The organism is Pseudomonas atacamensis, from assembly GCF_017167965.1.
GTDB classification, from domain to species: Bacteria; Pseudomonadota; Gammaproteobacteria; order Pseudomonadales; family Pseudomonadaceae; genus Aquipseudomonas; species Aquipseudomonas atacamensis.
Window position 1 is genome coordinate 2,921,433 of sequence record NZ_CP070503.1, and the last position, 23,236, is coordinate 2,944,668.

A 23,236-nucleotide genomic window follows, 5' to 3' on the forward strand; every position below is an offset into this window, starting at 1 on the left:
GATATCCTGCGTGATCCAGTCTCAGACCGGGTAGGACAACTCGCCGATGAGTTTATCCAGCGTAATCGGATAATCGCGCACCCGCACGCCGCAAGCGTTATAGATCGCATTGGCGATCGCCGCGGCCGCGCCGCTGATACCCAGCTCGCCAACGCCTTTGGCCTTCAACGGGGTGGCATACGGGTCGACTTCATCGAGAAAGATGACTTCCTGATGGGGAATGTCGGCGTGCACCGGCACCTCGTATCCGGCCAGATCGTGATTGACGAAAAAGCCGATTCGATGATCCACCGCCAGCTCTTCCATCAATGCCGCACCAGCGCCCATGGTCATGCCGCCGATGATCTGGCTGCGCGCGGTTTTCGGGTTGAGGATGCGCCCGGCGGCGCACACGGCCAGTTGCCGGCGCAGGCGAATTTCGCCGGTCGCCGCATTGACCGCGACCTCGGCGAAATGCGCGCCGAAGGTCTGCTGGGCAAAACGCTCGGCCAGATCGCCGTATTCCATGCGGTCCTCGCCCGTCAGCTCGCCATTGGCTGCGGCCTGAGCCAAGGCAACCTGCTGCGAGCCTGCGCGAATCTGTGCATCGACAAACTCGGCTTGCTGCGGGTCAATCCCGACGGCGCGAGCGGCGGCCTCACGCAGTTTCACGCACGCGGCATACACGCCGGCAGTGGAGGAGGCGGCGCCCCACTGGCCGCCGGAGCCTGACGATTCCGGAAACCGCGAATCGCCCAAGTGCACCACGACACGGTCCAGCGGCACGCCCATCATTTCGGCGGCGGTCTGGGCGATGATGGTGTAACTGCCGGTGCCGATGTCGGTCATGTCGGTTTCCACGGTGATGACGCCTTGACGATCGAGTCGCACCCGCGCCGCCGAAGCGGTGGTCGGTGCGCCGCGAATCGCCGAGGCCAGCCCGATGCCGATCAGCCAACCGCCCTCACGGCGCTGACCGGGTTGAGGGTTGCGCTGACGCCAGCCAAAGCGTTCGGCCCCAGTGTTCAGGCATTCCACCAACTGCCGTTTGGAGAACGGCCGCGAAGGTTGCTCCGGATCGACCTGCGAATCGTTGAGGATGCGCAGCTGCAGCGGATCCATCTGCAGCTTTTCGGCCAGTTCATCCATGGCGATTTCCAGCGCCATCATCCCCGGTGCCTCGCCTGGCGCGCGCATCGCCGAACCCTCGGCGAGATCGAGCACGGCGAGATTCAAACGGGTCATGCGATTGGCCCCGGCGTAAAGCAAGCGGGTTGACGCGGTAGCCGCTTCGGCGCGTCCGCCGCGCAGATTGCCCGACCAGCTCTCGTGGCCGATCGCCGTGATCACGCCGTCACGGTTGGCACCGATGCGCAGGCGCTGAAGCGTCGCCGGACGATGGGTCAGGTTGTTGAACATCAGCGGCCGCGGCAGCGCGACTTTCACCGCTCGCCCGGCATGTCGAGCGGCCAGGGATGCCAACACTGCGTCGCAAAGAATCGTGCCCTTACCGCCGAAGCCACCGCCGATATACGGCGAGATCAGGCGCACATCTTCCTTGGCGATGCCGAGGGTTTTCGCCAGATCGCGCACGCCCCAGTTGATCTGTTGGATCGATGTCCACAAGGTCAACTGCGTGCCACTCCAGCGGGCAATGGTTGCGTGCGGTTCCATCATCGCGTGGGCCTGGTCAGGCGTGCTGTAGTGCTGATCGATTTGCACTGGCGCAGCGGTGAAGGCGCCTTCGAAGTCACCGACGCTGGTTTGCGGCGGCGGGCCGAAACCGGCCGGTGGCGGTGGGGTTGCGGAGTCTTTCGCAGCCGCCAGATCGAAGGAACCTGGTTCGGCCACGTAGCGGATGTCGAGCAAGCCGGCGGCCGCGCGGGCCTGTTCAAAAGTGCCTGCGACGACAATCGCCACGGCCTGGTGATAGTGATCGACCTGCGGCCCGGCCAAGGCCCTGGCTACGTAAAACTCGCCTTTGGCCAATGGCCCGGCGTTTTCGTAAGTGACGATGGCAATCACCCCGGACGCCTCCCGCGCTTGCGTCGAATCGATCGAGGCAATGCGCCCCTTGCCGATCCCGGCGCCGACGATATAGCCATAGGCGGCGTCCGGCACCGCTGCGTTTTGCTCGTAGGCGTAGGGAGCGGTGCCGGTGGTTTTCAGCTTGCCGTCGATGCGGTCGGCAGGTTGGCCGATGACGTTCAGCTGGTCGATCGGATTGGCGCCGGCCGGGGTGTCGAATTTCATCTGCGAACTCCTTTCAGACAGGCTGGCGGCGCCCACGTAGCGCGGCGCAGCCATCGATTGACGTCGGATCCCTACGAGCCTAGGCCATCGACGCGCTGCTGATAATGCGCGGTTTCAGGATGGAGTGATGAATACCGCTCACCAATCCTGATCAACATGACAAATAAGAATACGTTTCAATTACTAATGCGACCGTATACCATGCGCCGCGTTTTCATTGGCGGTTTTGCCCTTCGTTCTGGCCTATTCGTAAAGGTTTTCACCTCATGCGTCGAACTCTGCTTTCCATTTGTGTGCTGCAGGCGTTGTCTTCTTCCTCGTGGGCTGAGTCAGCCGAACCGACTTCTTCAACGCTTGAGCTGGAAGCCACCGACGTGGTCGGCACAGCGGATTACGAAAGGGCAGACGGCCCGGTGCAAGGCTATCGCGCGACGCGTTCGGCCAGCGCCACGCGCACCGACACTTCGATTCATGAAACCCCGCAGTCGATCAGTGTGGTCACCAAGGATGCCGTCGAAGACCTCGGCGCAACGCGTTTGCAGGATGCGCTGGATTACGCTGGCGGCGTGGGTCGGGCGAACAATTTCGGTGGTCAGGGCCTGACCACGTTCACCGTGCGCGGCTTCACCACGGGTGAGTTCTACCGCAACGGTTTCCCGATCAACCGTGGCTACCCGAACATGCCTGACGCCAATACCATCGAGCGCCTGGAAGTGCTGCGCGGTCCGGCGACCATGCTCTATGGCCGTGGCGATCCCGGCGGTACCTTCAACGTGGTGTCGAAACAGCCGTTGCCCGAGCGCACCGTTACGTTAGGCAGCCAATTGAACGACCAAGGCATGAAGCGCGGCACCCTCGACGCTTCCGGGCCGCTGGATGAAGAAGGGCGTCTGGCCTATCGCTTGAATGTGGTGGGCGAGGGCGGTGACACCTTCCGCGATCATGTCGAGACCGAGCGCTACGGCATCACGCCGGTGCTGACCTGGCAGGCCAGCGACGCGACCAAGCTGATTTTCGAAGGCGATTTCATGCGCAACAACGCGCCGCTCGATCGTGGCGTGACGCGCTACCCGGCGCAGATCGGCACTGCCTCGCGCGATACCTTCTTTGGCGAGAAGGACGTCGGCAAGCTGCACAACGACAACAACATGGCGCAACTGCGTTTCGAACACATGCTCAACGACGACTGGACCCTGGGCGGTGGATTCCAGTGGCTCGACGGCTCGCTCAAGGGCAATGCGATCGAGGCCAACGGCATTGCCGCTGACGGCCGCACGCTGGGGCGTAACTTCAACTACCGCAAGCTGGAATGGACCGACAAGGACACCCAGCTCAATCTCACCGGGCATTTCGACACTGGCGGTCTGCAGCACACCTTGCTCACCGGCATCGAGTATGAAGATTACGATTACAAGTCGATCATCCACCGCTCCAGCGGCGCGGTCAGTGCCTACCCGATCGACATCTTCAACCCGGTCTACGGCCAGCCACGCCCGGCGCTGACCCGCACACCGACCCACGATAAAGAGAACCTCAAGACCTACGCCGCGTTCCTGCAGGATCAGGTCGCCCTGACCGACAAACTGAAAGTGCTGGCCGGCGCGCGTTTCGAGCGCTTCGAGCACGATTACGAAACCTACGTGCCCGGCGGCAGGAGCTGGCAGGCCAGCGACAACGCCGTCACCCCGCGTATCGGCGTCACCTACGATTTGACCGATACCCTGGCGGTGTACGCCAACACCGCGCGCTCGTTCAAGCCCAACACCGGCGCCAGTCGCGAAGGCGGCGGCTTCGCTCCAGAGAAAGGCAAGTCCTACGAGATGGGCGTGAAGTGGGAAGCGCTGGATCAGCAGTTGAGCGTCGACGCGGCGATCTACCAGATCGAAAAACGCAACGTGCTGACCACCGACCCGGTGGATTCGACCTTCAGCGTCGCCGCCGGTGAAGTACGCAGCCGTGGTTTCGACGTCAACGTCACCGGCAATCTCACCCCGGAGTGGCGAGTGGTCGGCGGTTACGCTTACGTCGACGCCGAGGTGACCAAGGACAACACGCTGCGCTCCGGCACGCGCCTGCTGAACATCCCGAAGAACAGCTTCAGCCTGCTCAATATGTACGAATTCCAGGACGGCACGCTCAAAGGTCTTGGCCTTGGCACTGGCCTGAAATACGTCGACGAGCGCGCCGGGCAGACCGCCAACACCGCGTTTTCCATGGGCAGTTACACCGTGGTCGACCTGCTGAGCTTCTACAAGGTCAACGACAAGGTGCGGCTCAACCTGGATGTGAAAAACATCTTCGATCGCGACTACGAAGAAGGCGCCTTCGGCAACGTTTACGCCTACCCGGGCGCGCCGCGAACCGTGCAGGTGGGGATTTCCTACACGCTGTAAATCGCCGCAGCGGTTGCCGCCGCCCCATGCTGGCCTGAGAGTGGCATGTCGAAATCAGACATCGGCATGCCGCACTCAGGCTAGTTGCGCGGCGGTCGGGCCACGTAAGGTGAAGCATCATTTCGTCGGCAAAGCGTCTGCGTCGCAGCTTTCGCCTGATGCCGACACCGGAAATGATGATCGCCTGACGCTCAGTCAGTGGCCCAAACGTCGATCATGAGAACAATAAGAACCCATGACTAGCCTGAACCCCAAGGACTCCAACGGTCAGTTGGCGCAAGGTTTCAAACCGCGTCACGTCACCATGCTTTCCATTGCCGGCATCATCGGCGCAGGACTTTTCGTTGGCTCAGGCCACGCCATCGCCGCCGCAGGACCTGCGGTGCTGCTCGCTTATCTGTTCTCCGGTCTGCTGGTCGTGCTGGTCATGCGCATGCTCGGCGAAATGGCCGTGGCGCATCCCGACACCGGCTCGTTTTCCACCTACGCCGATCAAGCCATTGGCCGCTGGGCCGGGTTCACCATCGGCTGGCTCTACTGGTGGTTCTGGGTGCTGGTAATTCCCATCGAAGCACTGGCCGCCGGGCACGTGCTCAATCAGTGGTTTCCCCAGGTCGATGCATGGTTATTCGCCTTGCTGTCGATCGTGCTGCTGGTGATCACCAACCTGTTCAGCGTGTCGAAATACGGCGAGTTCGAATTCTGGTTCGCCATGGCCAAGGTCATCGCGATCATCGGTTTCATCGGCCTGGGTTTTGCGGTGCTGATGGGCTGGATTCCCGAGCGCGAAGCCAGTGGCTTGAGCACGCTGATGGCCGAGCACGGCGGCTTTGCGCCCAACGGCATGTCGGCGGTGGTCGGCGCGTTCATCACCATCATGTTCAGTTTCATCGGCACCGAAGCGGTGACTATCGCCGCTGCGGAATCGAACAATCCGGCGCAGAACATCGCCAAGGCCACGCGCTCGGTGATCTGGCGTATCGGCATCTTCTATCTGCTGTCGATCTTCGTGGTGATTTCCGTGGTGCCGTGGAACGACCCGCAACTTGCCTCGGTCGGTTCCTACCAGCGCGCACTGGAATTGATGAATATCCCTAACGCCAAATTCCTCGTCGACGTGGTCGTGTTGATCGCGGTGGCCAGTTGCATGAACTCGTCGATCTACATTTCCTCGCGCATGCTCTATTCGCTGGGCCGACGCGGCGATGCGCCGCCGGCATTGAAGGTGACTTCGGCGGCCGGCGTGCCACGCGCGGCGGTCATTGCCAGCACGGTGATCGGCGCAGGCGTGACCTTGCTCAGCTATTTCATGCCGGCCGGGCTGTTCCAGTTCCTGCTCGCCAGCTCCGGCGCAATTGCCTTGCTGGTGTATCTGGTGATCGCCATTTCGCAGTTGCGCATGCGCCGCCGACTGGAACGGGAAAAGGTCGAAATGACCTTGCGCATGTGGCTGTTTCCCTGGCTCACCTGGCTGGTTATCGCCTTTATCTGCGCCGCTCTGGCGGTGATGATGATCACCCCAGAACATCGCCTGGAAGTGACTTCGACCATTGGCCTGGCGCTGCTGATTTCCTTCGTCGGATTGATCACCAGCCGCCAGCATGGGCCGGCGGCCAGAGTGGCGGCGGTGAGCAAAGCCTAAGCAAACAACGCCTTGAGCCCACGGGAAAACCAGCCGTTCGGGCTCGAAGGCAGATGCTCACGTTGACTGAGTGAGCCCGTCAACGCGCAGGTTTCACCGGCGAGCGAGCCCATCAGTTGCGGCAGCAAAAAGCTGCGTTCGCATTCACTGGCGGACAGTCCGGTGTTCTCTTGCGGCCAAACGACGTTGGTTTCGGCAAACGGCTTCATGGCGCACCTCCTCATGATTCAAACGTCCAGCACCAGGGTTTCGCTGCCCTGCGCCGGGGCGGCGCAGCAGATCAGCACTTCGTCGTCCGCCAGGCGCATGGCCGGCGGGGTGAGGTAGTGCACCTGGCCGCTGGTAAGGCGGGTTTTGCAGGTGCCGCACGAGCCGCCGCGACAGCTGAACTCCGGGTTCAAGCCACGCGCCTCGGCCAGTTCCAGCAAGGTGCCGCTGCCCGGTTCCCAGCGTGCTTCCTTGCCGGACGTGGCGAACAACACCTTGACCGGTTCTTCGGCGACCGGCACTTGCGGCGGCGCCGGGGTGCTGATTTCGACATCGCGGATCAGCGTCGACGGGCCGAAGGTTTCGGCGTGGATGCGATCATCGGGAATGCGCATTTTGCGCAAGCCGTCGTACAGCGCCTGGGTAAAACTGCCCGGGCCGCACAGGTAGAAATCGTAGTCATCCAGCGGCAGCAGGCCTTTCAGCAAGGCGATGTCGATGCGCCCGGCGTGATCGTAACCCTGCGCTGTTGCGTCCAGCGGCGGCTGGCTGACCACGCGCAGCACCTTGACCTTGTCACCCGCGCGTGCAGCCAAGGCATCGATTTCTTCGCGAAAGGCCAGATCCTCGACGGTGCGACTGCTTTGCACCACCCAGGTCGGGCGCATGCGGCTGATGCGTTTGCCCTGATAGACCACCTCGCGCAGCATCGACAGCAACGGCGTCACCCCAACGCCAGCGGCCAACAGCACCAGTGGCCGGCGTTCGGTGGCGTCGACGGTGAAGTCGCCTTGCGGCGCGCGGGCTTCGATCAAATCCAGTGCCTGGACCCGATCATGCAGATGCGAAGACACCGAGCCATCGCGTTTGACGCTGATGCGCAGGAACTCGTCCGACGGCGCGCTGGACACGCTGTAGGTGCGGATCGACGCGGCATCCTGACCGTCGAGCAATACCTTGATCGGCAAGTGCTGGCCCGGTTCGAAGCGCGGCAGGCCGAAGCCATCGTTTGCTTGCAGGTAAAAGGAGCGGATCTGCGGACTCTCATCGACCACCCGCGTGACGTGCAGCGCGCGCCATTGATTGCGCAGCGCCTCGGCCTGCAAACGCTCGCGGGTCTGTTCCCAGCTGCCGGTCATTTGCGAATTGGGCGAATCGCCTTCCGGCTGCTCGGCCCAGCGCAGTGGCAGCGCGGCCTGACGGTAAACGATGCGCTGCGGCTTGAAGCGCCACAGGCGCTCGGCGCCCTGGAACGCGGCGATTTGCGGATCGTCGAGCAGCACTTCTGCGCTGCCGGTCATCTGCAACAGATCGCCGCTTTCGAAATCGATGAAAGTCAGCCCGGCGCGCGGGTTGAGCAGGATGTTGCCCAAGGTGTTGAAGAACAGATTGCCGGAGAAATCCGGGATGGTCAGGGTGCCGTCCTCGTCCATGTGCACGAAGCCGGATTTGCCGCCGCGATGGGACACATCGACTTGCCGCTCACCGTCGCGCACCACATAAGTGGCCACGTAGAACGAATCGGCGACGGTGATCATGTCGCGCACCAAGGGTTCGCTGACCGGCAAGTCGAGCGCGTTGTCGGTGGTCTCATCGACGAAGGCGTAATGGCGCAGGTTGATATAGCGCGGGCAGTTGCCGTAAGCCTGGGTCACGCCGATCTCGAGGCTGTTGTCATCGCGGCGACTGATGTTGCCGTTCATGCGATTGCGCCGACGGGTGTGCAGCTCGATGCCAAGCATGCCGATCGCATCGCCGGGTTGCAGGCCTTGATTGGCCGGGTCGTTGGGCTGCGCATCGAGTTTGATCTTCAGCACCTGCGGCGACGGCGAATCCATGAACCCCGGTTGACCGGTGCGCAGCGTTGCCCACGGATCGCCCTGGCTGTCGACGGCGCCGAGCACGACGAAGGGCAGTTGCGCATAGAACTCGCGGTGCTGGTCCGGCATCCAGTCGCGGGCCAGTTGCCGCTGGCCGACACTGACCATCATCTCCACCGCGCCGACGGCACGTTGCAGGGTCAGCTCACCTTCATGCCAGGGCGAGGGCTGCGGTTTCGACGCTGTGTCCATTTCGATTCTCCTCGGGTGCAAACGGGCCGGTGAGCCGCCAGGGGCTGAAGCTCAAGTGGGCTCATGTTCGCCCTCGGCCGGTTGCGAGGGAATGGCCAGAAACTGCAATCCACTGTTTCACTCGGTGAAATGATCCCTGCGCGCGCCTAAGGAGGCGGGTGATTATTTCACTGGCTGAAATGCTCGATTGTATTTGCTGAGGATTCCGCGATTTGCGGCAGGGGAGCAGGATGAGCCCCATCGACACGATCAGCGGGTCGACCTCAAATAATCCAGGAGCACGTCATGTCCCAGTCAGCCGTCAAACTGTACCGCCATCCGTTGTCCGGCCACTCGCATCGCGTCGAGTTGATGCTGTCCCTGCTGGATGTGTCGACCGAACTGGTGTTCGTCGACCTGATGAAGGGCGCACAAAACCCCTGAATTCCTCGCCCTCAACCGTTTCGGCCAAGTGCCGGTGATTGATGACAACGGCACGGTGCTCGCGGATTCCAACGGCATTCTGGTTTATTTGGCGAGCAAATACGGCAACGGCCAGTGGCTGCCGAGCGATCCGGTTGAGCAAGCCAAGGTGCAACGCTGGTTATCGGTGGCTGCCGGGCAGATCAGCTCGGGACCTGCCACGGCGCGCCTGATCACTGTGTTCGGCGCCGGTTACGACGCGGCTGATGCGATCAAGCGTTCCCATGCGTTGTTGCAGGTGATGGAAGACGAGTTGGCCAACAGCGCATTCCTTGCCGGCGACAAGGCAACCGTTGCCGATGTGGCCGCCTACACTTACGTCGCCCACGCACCGGAAGGCAATGTCTCGCTTGAGGATTACCCGAATGTGCGGGCGTGGCTGGCGCGGGTCGAGGCGCTGCCGAAATTCGTCGGCATGCAGCGCACAGCGGTGGGCCTGCAAACAGCTTGACTCACAACGATGCACATCCCCTGTGGGAGCGAGCCTGCTCGCGAAAGCGGTGTGTCATTCAACGGTGATGTTGACTGACAGAATGCCTTCGCGAGCAGGCTCGCTCCCACATGATTTCACTGTGTTTTCGAAGTTTTTTACAGGTTCCCGCCTATGGATCGTTTTCAGGAAATGCGGATGTTCCTGGCCGTGGCCGAGGAGGGTGGCTTTGCGGCGGCGGCCCGGCGTTTGAACACCTCGCCCCCCAGCGTCACCCGCGCCATTGCCGCGCTGGAGCAACGCATTGGCACGCGCCTGTTGTCGCGCACCACGCGCAGCCTGCACCTGACCGAAGCCGGGCATCGTTATCTGGACGATTGCCGAAGAATTCTGTGCGACGTCGACGAAGCCGAAGAGGCCGCTGCCGGCAGTTATCGGGTGCCGTGCGGGCACTTGAGCGTGACCGCGTCGGTGTTGTTTGGCGAGTTGTTCATCGCGCCGTTGCTGGCGCAATACGTCGACGCGTTTCCTTCGGTGCATCTGAAGGCCTTGCTGGTCGATCGCGTGGTGAACATGGCGGAAGAGGGTATCGATGTCGCCGTACGCATCGGCCATCTGCACGAAAACAATCAGCATGCAATCAAGGTCGGCGAGGTCCGCCAAGTGATTTGCGGCACCCCCGATTACTTCGCCCGCTATGGCCGACCGCAACATCCGAACGAGCTGAGCCGCGCCAATATCGTCATGTCGTCCGCCAGTCATTTGCTCAGCGATTGGCAATTCGCCCATGCGGATGGCCCGTTGAGTTTTCGCTTCGAACCGCGTCTGGTGGTCACGGCGAATCAGGCGGCAATCAACATCGCCAGTTCCGGTTGGGGCATTACCCGGGTGCTGTCTTATCAAGTCGCCAGCCAGGTTGCGGCCGGTGAACTGGAATTGGTGTTGCAGGCATTTGAGCCGCCGGCGTTACCGGTGCAACTGGTCTATCTGAAACATCCGCGCGTACCGGCGAAGGTGCGCACGTTCGTGGACTTTATCAGCGAGCGGCTGCAACACCACCCAGCGCTGAAAGCCGTGAACAGAGTTCACGGCTAAGGCTTCAAGTTTCAATTCAGCGATGAATTACTTCGCGGCCGCAGCGGTTTCGATCAGGCTGGCGACGGCTTTCGGGTTGGACACCATCACCACGTGCGACGCGCCTTTGACCACGACGGTCTGCTTGGAGTGCGCGCGCTCGGCCATGAACGCCAGGGCTTGCGCCGGGATGTTCTTGTCCTGGTCACCGTAGACGAAGTACGACGGCACGGTTTTCCATGCAGGCTCGGTGGCGGCTTCGTTGAGCGCGGCGACGGTCACCGGGCGCTGGGTCGCGGCCATCAACTTCGCATCTGCCGGGGAAACATCGGCAGCGAACTGCTCATGGAATTTGTCCTGCTGGATGTACAAATCCTTGCCACCATCGGCCAGCTCAACCGGGGCCGACAGGGTCGGGCCAAGGGTGCTGCCGGGGAAACGCCCGGACAATTCGGCTGCGGTTTCACCCTTTTCCGGGGCGAACGCGGCGACGTACACCAGCGCTTTGACATTGGCATTGCCGTAAGCGGCTTCGCTGATCACCGGGCCACCGTAAGAGTGGCCGACCAACACCACCGGAGTTTTCACGCTGGCCAGCACATCCGCCACCGATTGCGCATCACCCTTGACCGAGCGCAGCGGGTTGGCAGCGGCGATCACCGGATAGCCATCCTTCTCGAGAATCTTGACCACGCCGTTCCAGCTGCTCGAATCGGCAAAGGCACCGTGCACCAGCACCACGGTAGGTTTGACCGGCGCGGCGAACGCTGCGGTGGCACCAAACATGGCGGCGGTAAGGGCGAGGGTAGCGAAGACTTTGTTCATGGTGATGTCCTGTCGATTGATTAAGGTAGGAATGGAAGCGACAGTGGTATTTAGCGCGCTAAATGTGTCAGTTGTGTGTGCGCACGGCCGAACTTCGCATGCGTATGTATCTGTGTCGGCAAATGCTACACGCTGATACAAAGCGACCCATCCGCTCAGATCGCGCGGCGGATCTTGCCCGGGGCCTCGCCGTAGGTTTCCTTGAATTTCTTGCTGAATGCCGCTTGCGACTGGTAGCCGACCTGCACGGCAATGTCATTCAGGCCCAGATGCGAATGGCTGAGCAGACTGAACGCCAGCTCCATGCGCAACTGGGTCAGCAGCACCCACGGCGAAATACCGGCGACCCGGGCGAAGGTGCGCATGAACGTTGCACGAGACATGTTCGCGGTGTCGGCCATGGCTTCGATGGTCCATTCGTGCGCCGGGTCGGCCAGTATCGCCTGACAGGTCCGGCCGAGGCGCTGGTCGCCGAGCAGCGCCAGGGTGCTCTTGTCCTGCTCCGCACGGGCCAGATGCGCACGCAGAATCAAGGTGAACAAGGCTTGGGACAGTGAATCGAGGAGGAACCGCGCGCCCGGCTGTTCGCTGTCGGCTTCGCTGCGCAATAGCGCGACCAGGGCTGTCAGCGGCGCATCCACCGGCAAACCATCGTTGGCAATCAACAGGTAATCGGGGAGGGCGGCGAACAGCATCGACGCGCGGTTGTAATGAAAGCCACCGCAGAGCATGTCCAGATCGGCGCTCGCCCCACCGAGCCGATAGATCGGCAACACCCCGCCTGGAATCAGCGTTGGCAGCATTGGCGCTACATCTTTACCGCCGCTGTGCAGCACATGCGGCGTGCCCCGTGGCAACAAAAGAATGTCGCCGGCGCGCATCGCCAGGCGTTGCCCGCTGGCCAGCTCAACCCGGCATTCACCTTTAAGCACGATGTGATAGGGCGCCTTGCCCAAGGCTTCCTGTTGATGATCGCGCGCCCAGTCGCCTTGAAACTGGCAACGCAGATCGAGGCTGCCGCGCACGTTGGCCAGGCTGATGAGCTTATCGAGCGAGTTCATTGGCACCCATCACGAAGAAATCCGCAAAGTTGAGACGATTGAGCAAGACGTTGAGCATGACCGACAAAAGCGCGATTCGGTAGCACCGCAGACTGACTCCACTTTCATTGATCTGGAGAAGTCGCATGTTCACCTCAATCAACGCCGGACTACAACAGCTCGGCAAACTCGATCGCCTCGGCATCCCGCTGATGCGCGTGGCCATCGCCATCGTCTTCCTGTGGATCGGCGCGCTGAAATTCGTCCCGTACGAAGCCGACAGCATCACGCCCTTCGTCGCCAACAGCCCGGTGATGTCGTTCTTCTACGAACACCCGCAGGACTACAAGGCGCACCTGACCCATGAGGGCGAGCTGAACGCCGACAAGCGCGCCTGGCAGACCGCGAACAACACCTACGGTTTTTCCACCGGGCTTGGCGTGGTGGAAATCTTTATCGGTCTGCTGGTCCTGTCCAACCCGCTTTCCCGCCGCACCGGCCTGCTCGGTGGCGCGCTGGCGTTCGTTACGCCGCTGGTGACCCTGAGCTTTCTGGTTACCACGCCTGAAGCCTGGGTCGCTGCGCTGGGCGATGGTCAGCATGGCTTTCCCTATCTGTCCGGTGCCGGACGCCTGGTGCTCAAGGACGTCCTGATGCTCGCCGGAGCGCTGCCGGTCATGGCCGACTCCGCGCGCCAATTGCTGACTGAACGTCAGGCCTGAATTCCTCATCCTTTATAGAGAGATCACACGATGAAAACGTTTATTGCTTTGACCCTGGCCATCCTCGCCGGCAACGTGTTCGCCGCCACCGAACCTGCGCAGACCGGCGTGCCACTGGATATCGCCAAGACCATCAGCATCACCGACACCAGCGCCGCCTGCGGAATTGTTCCGGTGGAGGTCGTCTATGAAGACAGCCACGGCCAGCGGCATGTCGCCACGTACAACGTGCTCGGCGATGGCTGCGGTGGCGATTAGCTCAGGTTTGGCCCATAACTGCAGCGGACTCGAATTGCTCAGTCCGCTGCAGCGTTTCCGGAACAGCGATCAACAGCAGCAGGAATGCAGCCGCTGCAACCCCGGCAAGGGTCAGGAATGCCGCGCTGTAACCGGCGGCCTCGACGACAAAACCGGCCAGCCCATTGCTCAGCGCCGCGCCCAGACCAAACGCTGTGGTCAGCGCGCCGAGGCTGACATTGAAATGCCCGGAGCCGAGGGTGAGATCCTTGACCATCACCGGGAACAGCGCGCCGAACAGCCCAGCGCCGACGCCGTCGAGCAACTGCACGGCGACCAGCCAGTACGGATCATCCGAGAAGGTGTAGAGCAAGCCACGCAGCGGCAGGATCAGAAAACCCGCCAGCAATAACGGTTTGCGCCCCCAGACATCGGCTTTCGCACCGGCCAGCAGCGCCATCGGCACCATCACCAGTTGCGCGGCGACGATGCACGCCGACGTCAGCGGCGTGGCCATGTGCAAGTTGGCTTGGGCGAGTTTCTGGCTCACCAGCGGCAGCATCGCCGCGTTGGCCAAGTGGAACAGCGCGCAGCACAGGGCAAACATCAGCAACGGGCGATTGCTCAGCAGTACCTTGAATCCGGACGGCTGATGGCTTTGATCGCCAGGCTGGAGGCCGCGCGCGACATCGTGATCAATCGCCTCGGCCGAGACGAACAGCACGGCAATCACGCTGGCCAGCGCCATGACCGCCATCAGATAAAACACCGCCACCGGACCGAACAGATACGCAAACAAACCGGCCAATAACGCCGCGCACGCGTTGCCGGCGTGGTTGAACGTCTCGTTGCGACCGGTACGCCGGGTGAATGCTCGCGGGCCGGTGATGCCCAGGGTGATCGCGGAAATCGCCGGGGCAAAAATAGATGCTGCCGCAGCGCTCAAAGCCTGAGTCAACGCCACCAGACTGAATGACGAAATGAACGGCAGGAGCAGACAACTCACCGTCACCAACAGCGCGGCGATGATGATCAGCGCACGTTTCGCCCGGCTGCTGTCAACCAGCGCACCAGCGGGCGTCTGCGTGACCAGCGCGGCAATGCCGGCGAGGGTCATGACCACACCGATGCTGGCCGGGTCCCAGTGGTGCACGGCGAGCAAGTAGATGGCGAGGTACGGCCCGAGGCCGTCGCGGACATCGGCGAGAAAGAAATTCAGACTGTCCAGCGAGCGGTTGTTGCGGCGATCGAGATGGCTGATCACGGTGGGCAGTCTCTTGAAAGTGAGGTCTGCGTAAATGTATCAACCTCGGCAAACCTAATGACCGAAGCGGCGGGGGATTAGTTGCAGAACGGCGGAGCAGTTGCTGCTCCGCAGATATTCAAGCGTCAGGCGTTTGCAGTATCTCGATCCACAATGCGCCTTTGCCGGAGGCCGCTTCACCGACACGCTTCAGCGCGCCATCCTTGCTCACCGCGTACGTACCGACCTTGGCGCTTTTCTCGCCCGTCACCAGCAGCCAGTGGCCATCGGGGGAGAAGGCGATATTTCGCGGTTGCTGTTCTTGCACCGGGTAGTTGTCGAGAAACGTCAGTCCTCCCGTTGCCGGATCCACGGCAAATGCCGAAACGCTGCTGCTGGTGCGCTCACTCATCAGCAGCAGTTTTCCATCCGGCGACATGCGCAGGTCGGCAGCCCAGATGCGTCGGGTCGGATCGTCTTTCAAATCGTTGTTGCGCGCATCCCGAACTTCGCCGTGAGCCAGTTGCAAACGTTCGGGAATGCCATTGGCTTCAGCAATTCGGGTCAACGCGCCGCTGGCGTCGTCAATTGAAAACGCAGTCACGGTGCCGCTCATTTCGCCGACGACGTAAAGGAATTTGCCGTTCGGCGAGAACGCCAGATGCCGGGGGCCGGTTTTCTCCGGAACACTGACCGAGCCGTTGCCGATCGGGCTGAGCTCGCCAGTCTTGGCGTCCAGGCGATATTGCAGCACCTTGTCGGTGCCCAGGTTACCGGCGTAGGCAAAGCGATTGCTCGGCTCGGTGCGAATCGAATGCGCGTGCAGGCCGGTCGGATAACGCAGGATGTTGGCGGAAGGTTGATCATCCTCGCCGATCTTTTGAACGCTGAGGGTATCGGCGCCGTAGGACGCGGCGAGCAGGTAGCGACCTTTTCGATCGGTCGACAGGTAGGCCATGCTCTCTGCCAGGGGCGCTTGGGTAAACTTTGTCAGGCGACCGCTTTGGCGATCGATCCGGTAAGCCAGCACCTGAAAAGGTTTGACGCGCAAGGCTGCAAACAGCACTTTGCCGTCCGGGGTGAGGGCCATGGGATTGACCTGATCACCGGCCTGAATCTGCTCAACGAGGGTGAGTGCGCCGTTACTCTGATCAAGGCGATACTGCGAGATCAGACCGTCGCCGGGGCTTGAGATGTAAGCGTAGGTAGCGGCGTTAGCCGTCACGCTCAACGTGGAGGCGAGTGCAGCGATCAAGAGGGTTCCTTTCATCATTTCCAGCCTTATTGTTGTTGTGATCAGTCATCCTATGAGTGATTGATTGGGGCATCAATGGCTATTTCATGGACCTGCAACGTCGCTACGCTTATTCGACGTGCTTGTTCTAGATGATTTTGATCAGCGGAAATGATCGGAGAGGGTCGTCGTGATTGAGGTTTGACACATTTCTACATACTCTCCCGTTAGCGTTGTTGTACGACATCCTACCTAATGTGCGCAGTGCAACAACTCTCACAAAAACAATAACGGAGATACCCCTATGACGAGCATGGCTCCACTCGGTCATCAGGCCGCTGCGAAACCGCAAAACCTTTTCCTGCGTACGCTGAAACTGCTCGGCCCCGGCATTATCGCCGTGCTGTCGTGGCTCGGTGCGGGCGATCTCATCACGTCTTCAGTGGCCGGTGCGAACTACGGCTACGCGATGATGTGGGTGCTGGCGGTCTCTTTGCTGTTGAGATACTTGATCGTCAACATCATTGCCCGGTTCCAGCTGTGCAATAACCAGGGCATGACCATCCTGCAGGGCTACGCCCAGCTCAACCCGGTGTTTGCCTGGTTCATGCTGGTTTATGCCCTGTTGATGGGGCACTTGATGAACGCCTACATGATCAAGGGGGCAGGGGAGTCGCTGGCGATGCTGTTCAAGATCGATCAGCCATTGCTGTGCTCGGTGGCGGTGGTGCTGGCGGTCTGGATGCTGGTCGGGCGCAACATCTACACGATGATCGAAGGCGTGATGAAGCTGCTGCTGGCGATCATGACCTTGGCGTTCATCGCATTGGCGGTGATGTCCGGCCCGGATGTCAGCGGCATCATCAAAGGCACCATCGGCTTCAGCATTCCGCCGGACGAAGGCGTGCATGGCGCCTTGCTGGTGGCGGTCTCGGTGATCGGCGCGGTCGCCGGCTCGATCGCCAACTTCGTGCACCCCTATGTCATGCGCCAGAAAGGCTGGACCGGGCCGCAGCACAAGCGCATTCAGCGTAACGATCTGCTGTTTGCGGTGTTCGTCGGGATCATCATCAACCTGGCGATCTGGATCGTCGGTGCGGAAATCCTCCGTCCCAACGGCATCGAGGTGAAAACCTTGGGCGATCTGGGCAAGGCGCTGGAAATCTTCTTCGGCCCGATCGGCTGGTACGTGTTCTTCATCGGCGTGTTCGCAACGCTGTTCGCCAGCATTTCAGGTAAGACCACGGCGTTTCCGATGCTGATTACCGATGCCTTCCAGCATGTTCGCCCTGAGCGTCGCGAGAAGTACGGTAAAGAGTTCCATCATGACCCGATGCACAAGTGGTTCATGCTGTTCATCCTGGTCACGCCGCTGATCTGGTCGATGCCGGGCATGCCGGATTTCGTGACTCTGACCATTGGTGTCAGCGCATTGAACATCATTGGTTTGCCGGTGATTTCCCTGGGCTTGCTGATCATGTCCAACCAGAAATCGCTGCTGGACAAGCAGTACCGCAACAACCTGTTTGAAAACATCGCGCTGATGTTTGCTACAGGTCTGGCGCTATGGGTAGCGTTCCAGTTGGGCGTTGATCTGTTTACTTGACGGGAAGCAGTCGAGGGGGCACACGCCCCCTCGAATCGCCGCTTACAGCGGCACATCCATTTCGATCCGGCGCCAGGCCGCTTCGGAAAAGCTGTACACCGAAAATGCTATCAGCCCCAACGCCATCAGCATCAACAGCACGCCACCTGCCGGCAGATTCTGCAAAGCATCCAGCGCTTCCTTCATGCCGGGTGGATTGGTTGCCTGGTAAACCGAGCCGCTGACCGCCATCAACACTGCAATCTCGATAAACACCACGCCTCGGGCGATCAGGCCAAAGCGCGACACCGGGCGCACGTAGCGCATCACTTCGTCATCCGCTTCGAAGTATTTCTCGAACGTGGCCTTCCAGCCTTTGATGATGTGGGCGATACCGACACCCAGCGGGATCAGCGCAATCAGGTAGATCAACAGGTTCGAGTGCTCGAATGACAGCAGCTGCGCGAGCAGATCCTTGGTCTTGCCATCGCCGGAACCCCCCGAACTCCTGAGGCCACTCACCAACAGGCCCAAGGCAAAGAAGGCCAGCGCCGCGTTGACCAGACCGCCGGCGAGCAGACCTGCGCGAATGACCAGGCCTTTGAACTCGGTGCCGTGGTGGTCGACATCGCGGATCGCTTGCAGCGCACGCCAGGCGGCGAAGGCCAGCAGGCCGGCGACCACAACACCGATCAGCACGTAGCCGAACGGCTGGCTGAGCAATGCTTCAAGGCTCTTGTGGCTGTCTTTCGGTTTGGTGGAGTCGTGCGCCGCCAGCAGCGCGAAGATGCCGATGATCAGATACAGAACGCCGCGCGCGGCGTATCCGCCTCGGGCAAGCAGGACAAGCGTATGTTGAGTGGACATGGGTTTTACTTCCAGGGAATCGATGTGAAGCAGACCCGTGGACGGGGCAGGGGTTCGATAAATGCGTCGCCCTTGGGCGACGCGCGCCTTATCAGCCTGCCATGCAGCGCTTGCCTCGCTTCGGCGTCATAACGGCGTGGTCAGCGAAAATGGAATGCGCAGCTCTTCGACCGGCCCTGAATCCCGGCCGCACATTTCGTCGTGCACGCATTGTTGCACCAGTACGCAGGGAAACGCCGGCACGGTCTGCAGCAAGTCGCGCAGGTGGGTGATTGAACGCAGATGCATTGGCTTGGCCGCATCATCGAGCAAGGTGAACTGGCCCTGATCTACGCGAATTCTCGCCAGATAAAATCCACCTTCGAGTGACAGCAGCTCCAGTTCGCGAACTTCACTGTTGGCCGCACGTTCGGTGAGGGTTTGCAGATTCATGCTTCACTCCTTGCCTACCAGGGCAGGCGTTCTCCATCGTAGGCGAAGAAATGGCCGCTATCGGCCGGCGTCAGCGTGTCAATCAGACTCAGTAATTGCGCAGCGGCAATGTCTGCCGGGCGGGCGCTCGAGGCTCCGCGAAAAGGTTGCGACAACGGCGAGACCACCGTGCCCGGGTGCAGGCTGAGCAAGCGACTCTGCGGTCGCGTGCGCGAAAGCTCGATGGCGGCGGTCTTGATCAGCATGTTCAGCGCAGCCTTGGAGGCGCGATAGGCGTACCAGCCGCCCAAACGGTTGTCGCCGATGCTGCCGACTTTCGCCGACAGCATTGCCATCGCGCCTTGAGGCGCAAGCAATGGCAAAAAGTCGCGCAGCAGCAACGCCGGCCCCAGCGTGTTGACCTGGAACACGGCCTGCAGCGACTCGGCTTCGATCGCGCTGTAGCTTTTTTCCGGCTTGACTTGGTCGCGATGGAGGAGGCCGGCCGCGTGAATGATCAGGTGATAAGGCGCTTCGCCTGCCAGTTCGGCGGCGGCGCTGGCGATCGTTTCGGGCTGCTCGAGGTCGAGCTTCGGCACGGTATCGCGTCCCAGCGTACGGACGCTGGCGCAGCGTGGATCCTGTTGCAGATGTTGGCAGAACGCCGTGCCGAGGGCGCCACTGGCGCCGATCACCAAAGCGCGATATCCGTCGCCGAACGAGGCCAGGGTCAACCCACTGCTCATGGGTTCGCTCCAGCGTTCTGGCGCCGGAAGAACACCGTCACCTGACCGACTTCGAAACCCCACTTGGACATACGGGTGCGGTTGATCAACGTGTCTTCGTCGACCAGATACATCCAGTCGTCCATGCTCATCTCGTAAGTCGAGTCGTCGACCGGCAGATTCAGGCGATAACGCCAGTGGAAGGTGTTGCCTGCGATCTGGCCCTGTGCGACACCGACCACATCATGCGCGCGACCGCTCCACTGACCATTGCCCCCGGGAGTGAGGGTCCAGACCCGACGCTCACGGGTGCCGTCGCTGTAACGGAAGCGCTCGTCGAGGATCAGGTTTTCACCTTCACGACGGCTGGCGATATCGACCTCGAAACGCTTGACCACTTCGCCGTTGCGCTTCTGGAACATCCCCCAAGCTTTGACGGGCTGGCTGAAAAACTGCTCCAGATTCAATGCCGGTTGCTGATCCGCATAACGAGCAACATCGACACTGCCGCAGCTTGCGATGCTGAGCGCCAGTCCTAACAGCAGCAGAAATCGGGTCATGTGCCTACTCCTTGAGCTTGTACAGGTAACAGATTGTGTATAGGCCTAGCGCCGTCCGATGAGCTGGAGAAATTCCTGCCGCGTCGTCGAGCTGTCGCGAAAGGCACCGAGCATGACCGAGGAGGTCATGATCGAATTCTGCTTCTCGACGCCGCGCATCATCATGCACATGTGCCTGGCTTCAATAACCACCGCGACACCGGCGGCATCGGTGATCTGCTGGATCGCCTGAGCAATCTGCCGAGTGAGGTTTTCCTGGATCTGCAAGCGCCGCGCGAACATGTCGACCACCCGCGCCACCTTCGACAGCCCCAACACCCGGCCAGTGGGGATATACGCCACATGCGCCTTGCCAATAAACGGCAGCATGTGATGCTCACACAGCGAATAAAGCTCGATATCACTGACGATCACCATCTCATCGCTCTGCGACTCGAACAGCGCACCGTTGGTGACGTCTTCCAGGCTCATCCCGTATCCGTTGCACAGGTATTGCATCGCCTTGGCGGCGCGCTGGGGCGTGTCCAGCAAACCCTCGCGTTCCGGGTTCTCACCGACGCCAACGAGGATTTCACGGTAATGGCTGGCTAGTAGTGGGCTCATTCGGGTTACTCGTGGCGGTGCGGGTTAGGGACACTGTCGGGTGAAAAGGTTGTACGCATACAGGTTGGCTGTATAGGTTTTATTGAAGATAGGCTGAAAAGGATCAACTGACAACGCATCGGTGGTTTTTTTGTGCGGGTTTGAGAGTTCAGGCAGGACAAACGTGGGGACAGGTTTAGTGAGGGGCTTGCTTGGGGCCGATGTACGGGCATCTCGATAGCTGCCGGTGGCGAATGACCGCTGACGGCCAAAAACAGTCATTCAGGTATGCCGATAAAAACCCATAATCGACCGTAAGGAGATGGATGGAAATTTATTGCCTCAACGAGCTTGCAAGAGCGAGCCAACCAGCGAGCCTTTGACCTATCGAGTACTCGACACGCTAGCTTGTCTGGACGGGTTTTAAGGTTGTCAGAGTTCTTGGGTTGCCATAATCGGATGCACGAGAATCGGCCACGCGAGTGATGAACTCACGTACCCATTTGAAGCCGGCGTGCCCATCCGACCGCTCATGCCAGAACAAGCCAATCGCAAAACCTTCCACCGGCAAGGGAGGGGCTACGCACAGCAGTTGCTCGCTGCGACCGTCTACAAGACGACTTGGAACCAGGGCCACACAATCCGACTGCGCGACCAACTCCGGTACTGGAAGGAATGACGACGCTGAATGAACGACGTTACGCCGCAGCCCGTGCGCTACCAAGGCGTGATCCACCGAGGTAGAGAAGCCTCCGCCGCGCAGTGACACCACGACATGTTCCAGCTGCGCGAACTCATCCACGGTCAGGCCCGCGCGCAGGCTTGGATGCCCACGACGCCCGATCAGCACGTAACTCTCATCATAGAGGTGTTGCGAGTGCAGTGCGGGCGGAACCCCGTTCATGTTTATCACGGCCAGATCCACCTCGCCGCGGGTCATCTGCAGCTCCAGCTGTGGTACGTCCAAGACGCGCAGTGCGATGCGGACACCCGGCGCTTCGCGTCGCATGGCGACAACGAGATGTTTGATCAAAACCGCCTGCACGTAATCCGTGCAGGCGATTGATACCGTCAGGCTCGCCGTCGCGGGCTCGAAATTCAGGTGAGTAGTGACGGTCGCCCTTACCTGGTCAAGTGCTTGGCGAAGCGGCACGAGCAGCTCCAAGGCTTTGACGGTGGGCGTCATTCCACGCTGCGCGGGGATCAGAAGAGGGTCGTTGAAGACGTCGCGCAGACGGCTCAACTGAGCGCTGACTGCTGGCTGGCTCAAATGCAGACGAGCGGCAGCCCGGGTCACGTTCTGCTCAATGAGAAGGGCCTCCAACGTCACAAGCAGATTTAGATCAAGGCGTCTGGTATCCATCGATCTTATGTTAGCAGCAAACTTTTGCGATTTCACAGATGGCCCGGGCCCCGCGACACTCCTTCGAAATCACAGCGGAGCCGTCCTTCATGTCGAAAAAAGTACTGATCATCTATGCCCATCCCGAGCCTTCGTCGCTAACGCGGCAACTGGTGGATGTGTCTGTTGAATGCTTGACTGCGCAAGGACACGAGGTCCTGCAATCCGATCTATACGCCATGGGCTGGAAAGCGATATTCGACGAGCACGACTTTCCTCAGCGGGCCAACCCTCAGCGGCTCTCGTTCGGAGCAGAGTCCGCCCACGCCTATCGTCATCGCAGCCAAAGCCCTGACGTGGCTACGGAGCAAGACAAGGTTCTAGCGGCAGACGTAGTCATCTTCCAGTTTCCGCTCTGGTGGTACGGCATGCCGGCCATCATGAAGGGATGGATAGATCGCGTCTGGGCAGCCGGACTCGCCCACGGCTACAAGGACGCTGGCAACGCCTACCGCTATGGTGACGGCGCTTTCAAAGGCAAGCGGGCCATGTTGTCAGTCGCTGTCGGCGGCCCCGCAGAAGACTACTCGCCGCGCGGCATCAACGGACCACTCGAGCAATTGCTGTTTCCGATCACGCACGGCTCACTCTACTTTCCTGGGTTCGATGTGCTGCCGACGTTCGCCATATACGGCACTGGCAACTTGACCGCCGCAGATGCCGTCGCAGCTAAAGAGGCTTGGCGCACCCGACTCGAGGATTTGTTCACAGATGCGCCAATACCCTTCCGGCCCCAAAACGGTGGGGACTACACTCCCCGCAATGAGCTTAAACCGCATGTGGCCGTGGGCCAGAGCGGCATAATGGCGCACGTCGCTTATGGTGAAACAATCCAGCGCAAGCAGCTGAAAACGGAGGAGGTGACATGAAAACCTTCGTGATTCTGACTCGCCGTGCTGATGGAGCGGCAGAAGACTTCAAGCGGCTGGCGAAACCGGAGGTATTGCACGTTTGGCAAGGCTTCGCTGGCGGTATCGTGCGCGCAGTTCATGGGCTGGCCGATGGTCCCGGTGCCGCGTTTGAACTGGAGTCCGTCACCTTCGAAGAGGCGCGTGATTACATCGAGGCGCTGCCTTACGTCAAAGGGAATCTGCTACACGTGCAGTACTGCGCGCTCAAGCCCTTCTCTGATTACGAGAAACTCGTTTCCTCCTGATGAGCGATCAGCGCAGATCAACTCCCGTTTGCACGGCGCTGCATGCTGCAGCCAGATTTTACGCGCAACATGCAGCGTCAGGCCGGGACTCGTTTGATGCGAAGAGGGCTGGCACTGGCGGCTTCTGCCGTTTCC

At 60.8% G+C, this 23,236-nt stretch carries 21 protein-coding genes and 1 pseudogene; 9 read left to right on the forward strand and 13 right to left on the reverse strand.

What is annotated here, in order from left to right; translation table 11 throughout:
- Positions 1-21: 21 nt before the first annotated feature.
- On the reverse strand, positions 22-2,232 hold the full coding sequence (paoC, locus tag JWU58_RS13275) for an aldehyde oxidoreductase molybdenum-binding subunit PaoC (RefSeq protein WP_206422142.1): 2,211 nt from the start codon (positions 2,230-2,232) through the stop codon (positions 22-24).
- 266 nt (positions 2,233-2,498) lie between these two features.
- Here paoC and JWU58_RS13280 point away from each other — a divergent pair, with 266 nt between their 5' ends.
- Positions 2,499-4,625: a TonB-dependent siderophore receptor gene (locus JWU58_RS13280; RefSeq protein WP_206422143.1), complete on the forward strand. Its 2,127-nt coding sequence runs from the start codon at positions 2,499-2,501 to the stop codon at positions 4,623-4,625.
- A 235-nt stretch (positions 4,626-4,860) separates the two neighbouring features.
- A complete protein-coding gene (gene gabP, locus JWU58_RS13285; RefSeq protein WP_206422144.1) occupies positions 4,861-6,267 on the forward strand; it encodes a GABA permease in 1,407 nt (468 codons plus the stop codon).
- Here the strand turns inward: gabP and JWU58_RS13290 are convergent.
- Together JWU58_RS13290 and JWU58_RS13295 are read right to left on the reverse strand one after the other, a co-directional pair.
- Complete coding sequence (locus JWU58_RS13290; RefSeq protein ID WP_123442440.1) at positions 6,264-6,476, reverse strand: hypothetical protein; 213 nt, start codon at positions 6,474-6,476, stop codon at positions 6,264-6,266. The genes gabP and JWU58_RS13290 overlap by 4 nt on opposite strands.
- Before the next feature lie 18 nt (positions 6,477-6,494).
- Positions 6,495-8,546 (reverse strand): 2Fe-2S iron-sulfur cluster-binding protein, encoded by a 2,052-nt coding sequence (locus JWU58_RS13295; RefSeq protein WP_206422145.1) that lies wholly within the window; start codon positions 8,544-8,546, stop codon positions 6,495-6,497.
- 285 nt (positions 8,547-8,831) lie between these two features.
- Between JWU58_RS13295 and JWU58_RS13300 the strand changes: the two are divergent.
- Positions 8,832-9,459: pseudogene (locus tag JWU58_RS13300) on the forward strand (glutathione S-transferase family protein).
- Between the two features lie 153 nt (positions 9,460-9,612).
- A complete protein-coding gene (locus JWU58_RS13305) occupies positions 9,613-10,533 on the forward strand; it encodes a LysR family transcriptional regulator (RefSeq protein ID WP_123442443.1) in 921 nt (306 codons plus the stop codon).
- A gap of 27 nt (positions 10,534-10,560) precedes the next feature.
- On the opposite strand, the gene JWU58_RS13310 is transcribed toward JWU58_RS13305, so the two are convergent.
- Entirely contained in the window at positions 10,561-11,337 is a 777-nt protein-coding gene (locus JWU58_RS13310) for an alpha/beta fold hydrolase (RefSeq protein ID WP_024013008.1), read from the reverse strand.
- A 155-nt stretch (positions 11,338-11,492) separates the two neighbouring features.
- On the reverse strand, positions 11,493-12,398 hold the full coding sequence (locus JWU58_RS13315) for an AraC family transcriptional regulator (protein ID WP_123442444.1): 906 nt from the start codon (positions 12,396-12,398) through the stop codon (positions 11,493-11,495).
- A gap of 125 nt (positions 12,399-12,523) precedes the next feature.
- Between JWU58_RS13315 and rclC the strand changes: the two genes are divergently transcribed.
- Positions 12,524-13,099 carry a reactive chlorine resistance membrane protein RclC gene (rclC, locus tag JWU58_RS13320; protein WP_123442445.1) on the forward strand — a complete coding sequence of 192 codons (576 nt, stop codon included), beginning with the start codon at positions 12,524-12,526 and terminating at the stop codon, positions 13,097-13,099.
- A gap of 30 nt (positions 13,100-13,129) precedes the next feature.
- Complete coding sequence (locus JWU58_RS13325; protein WP_123442446.1) at positions 13,130-13,357, forward strand: DUF2790 domain-containing protein; 228 nt, start codon at positions 13,130-13,132, stop codon at positions 13,355-13,357.
- A gap of 1 nt (position 13,358) precedes the next feature.
- On the opposite strand, the gene JWU58_RS13330 is transcribed toward JWU58_RS13325, so the two are convergent.
- Together JWU58_RS13330 and JWU58_RS13335 are read right to left on the reverse strand one after the other, a co-directional pair.
- Positions 13,359-14,600: an MFS transporter gene (locus JWU58_RS13330; protein ID WP_123442447.1), complete on the reverse strand. Its 1,242-nt coding sequence runs from the start codon at positions 14,598-14,600 to the stop codon at positions 13,359-13,361.
- 118 nt (positions 14,601-14,718) lie between these two features.
- Positions 14,719-15,852, reverse strand: coding sequence for a lactonase family protein (locus tag JWU58_RS13335; RefSeq protein ID WP_123442448.1), 1,134 nt, complete (start codon positions 15,850-15,852; stop codon positions 14,719-14,721).
- Positions 15,853-16,126: 274 nt separating this feature from the next.
- On the opposite strand from JWU58_RS13335, the gene JWU58_RS13340 reads away from it, so the two are divergent.
- On the forward strand, positions 16,127-17,419 hold the full coding sequence (locus JWU58_RS13340; RefSeq protein WP_241196174.1) for an Nramp family divalent metal transporter: 1,293 nt from the start codon (positions 16,127-16,129) through the stop codon (positions 17,417-17,419).
- Between the two features lie 42 nt (positions 17,420-17,461).
- On the opposite strand, the gene JWU58_RS13345 is transcribed toward JWU58_RS13340, so the two are convergent.
- From JWU58_RS13345 to JWU58_RS13370, 6 genes are all read right to left on the reverse strand, one after another.
- On the reverse strand, positions 17,462-18,265 hold the full coding sequence (locus JWU58_RS13345; RefSeq protein ID WP_110600551.1) for a DUF1206 domain-containing protein: 804 nt from the start codon (positions 18,263-18,265) through the stop codon (positions 17,462-17,464).
- Positions 18,266-18,391: 126 nt separating this feature from the next.
- Positions 18,392-18,697 carry a DUF6482 family protein gene (locus JWU58_RS13350; RefSeq protein ID WP_016774774.1) on the reverse strand — a complete coding sequence of 102 codons (306 nt, stop codon included), beginning with the start codon at positions 18,695-18,697 and terminating at the stop codon, positions 18,392-18,394.
- A gap of 14 nt (positions 18,698-18,711) precedes the next feature.
- Positions 18,712-19,422: an SDR family oxidoreductase gene (locus JWU58_RS13355; protein ID WP_123442450.1), complete on the reverse strand. Its 711-nt coding sequence runs from the start codon at positions 19,420-19,422 to the stop codon at positions 18,712-18,714.
- Entirely contained in the window at positions 19,419-19,961 is a 543-nt protein-coding gene (locus JWU58_RS13360; protein WP_076562880.1) for a DUF3833 domain-containing protein, read from the reverse strand. The genes JWU58_RS13355 and JWU58_RS13360 overlap by 4 nt, the downstream gene beginning before the upstream one ends.
- A gap of 45 nt (positions 19,962-20,006) precedes the next feature.
- Positions 20,007-20,564: a GTP cyclohydrolase I FolE gene (gene folE, locus JWU58_RS13365; RefSeq protein ID WP_041480339.1), complete on the reverse strand. Its 558-nt coding sequence runs from the start codon at positions 20,562-20,564 to the stop codon at positions 20,007-20,009.
- Positions 20,565-20,946: 382 nt separating this feature from the next.
- Positions 20,947-21,906: a LysR family transcriptional regulator gene (locus tag JWU58_RS13370; protein WP_050977893.1), complete on the reverse strand. Its 960-nt coding sequence runs from the start codon at positions 21,904-21,906 to the stop codon at positions 20,947-20,949.
- Positions 21,907-21,995: 89 nt separating this feature from the next.
- Between JWU58_RS13370 and JWU58_RS13375 the strand changes: the two genes are divergently transcribed.
- Complete coding sequence (locus JWU58_RS13375; RefSeq protein ID WP_206422146.1) at positions 21,996-22,814, forward strand: NAD(P)H-dependent oxidoreductase; 819 nt, start codon at positions 21,996-21,998, stop codon at positions 22,812-22,814.
- Positions 22,811-23,101 carry a hypothetical protein gene (locus JWU58_RS13380; protein ID WP_206422147.1) on the forward strand — a complete coding sequence of 97 codons (291 nt, stop codon included), beginning with the start codon at positions 22,811-22,813 and terminating at the stop codon, positions 23,099-23,101. The genes JWU58_RS13375 and JWU58_RS13380 overlap by 4 nt, the downstream gene beginning before the upstream one ends.
- Positions 23,102-23,236 lie beyond the last annotated feature (135 nt).

Bases quoted from the DNA above. Each gene is read 5' to 3' on its own strand.
- paoC (WP_206422142.1), bottom strand. From the start codon at position 2,232: ATGAAATTCGACACCCCGGCCGGCGCCAATCCGATCGACCAGCTGAAC.
- JWU58_RS13280 (WP_206422143.1), top strand. From the start codon at position 2,499: ATGCGTCGAACTCTGCTTTCCATTTGTGTGCTGCAGGCGTTGTCTTCT.
- gabP (WP_206422144.1), top strand. From the start codon at position 4,861: ATGACTAGCCTGAACCCCAAGGACTCCAACGGTCAGTTGGCGCAAGGT.
- JWU58_RS13290 (WP_123442440.1), bottom strand. From the start codon at position 6,476: ATGAAGCCGTTTGCCGAAACCAACGTCGTTTGGCCGCAAGAGAACACC.
- JWU58_RS13295 (WP_206422145.1), bottom strand. From the start codon at position 8,546: ATGGACACAGCGTCGAAACCGCAGCCCTCGCCCTGGCATGAAGGTGAG.
- JWU58_RS13305 (WP_123442443.1), top strand. From the start codon at position 9,613: ATGGATCGTTTTCAGGAAATGCGGATGTTCCTGGCCGTGGCCGAGGAG.
- JWU58_RS13310 (WP_024013008.1), bottom strand. From the start codon at position 11,337: ATGAACAAAGTCTTCGCTACCCTCGCCCTTACCGCCGCCATGTTTGGT.
- JWU58_RS13315 (WP_123442444.1), bottom strand. From the start codon at position 12,398: ATGAACTCGCTCGATAAGCTCATCAGCCTGGCCAACGTGCGCGGCAGC.
- rclC (WP_123442445.1), top strand. From the start codon at position 12,524: ATGTTCACCTCAATCAACGCCGGACTACAACAGCTCGGCAAACTCGAT.
- JWU58_RS13325 (WP_123442446.1), top strand. From the start codon at position 13,130: ATGAAAACGTTTATTGCTTTGACCCTGGCCATCCTCGCCGGCAACGTG.
- JWU58_RS13335 (WP_123442448.1), bottom strand. From the start codon at position 15,852: ATGATGAAAGGAACCCTCTTGATCGCTGCACTCGCCTCCACGTTGAGC.
- JWU58_RS13340 (WP_241196174.1), top strand. From the start codon at position 16,127: ATGGCTCCACTCGGTCATCAGGCCGCTGCGAAACCGCAAAACCTTTTC.
- JWU58_RS13345 (WP_110600551.1), bottom strand. From the start codon at position 18,265: ATGTCCACTCAACATACGCTTGTCCTGCTTGCCCGAGGCGGATACGCC.
- JWU58_RS13350 (WP_016774774.1), bottom strand. From the start codon at position 18,697: ATGAATCTGCAAACCCTCACCGAACGTGCGGCCAACAGTGAAGTTCGC.
- JWU58_RS13355 (WP_123442450.1), bottom strand. From the start codon at position 19,422: ATGAGCAGTGGGTTGACCCTGGCCTCGTTCGGCGACGGATATCGCGCT.
- JWU58_RS13360 (WP_076562880.1), bottom strand. From the start codon at position 19,961: ATGACCCGATTTCTGCTGCTGTTAGGACTGGCGCTCAGCATCGCAAGC.
- folE (WP_041480339.1), bottom strand. From the start codon at position 20,564: ATGAGCCCACTACTAGCCAGCCATTACCGTGAAATCCTCGTTGGCGTC.
- JWU58_RS13370 (WP_050977893.1), bottom strand. From the start codon at position 21,906: ATGGATACCAGACGCCTTGATCTAAATCTGCTTGTGACGTTGGAGGCC.
- JWU58_RS13375 (WP_206422146.1), top strand. From the start codon at position 21,996: ATGTCGAAAAAAGTACTGATCATCTATGCCCATCCCGAGCCTTCGTCG.
- JWU58_RS13380 (WP_206422147.1), top strand. From the start codon at position 22,811: ATGAAAACCTTCGTGATTCTGACTCGCCGTGCTGATGGAGCGGCAGAA.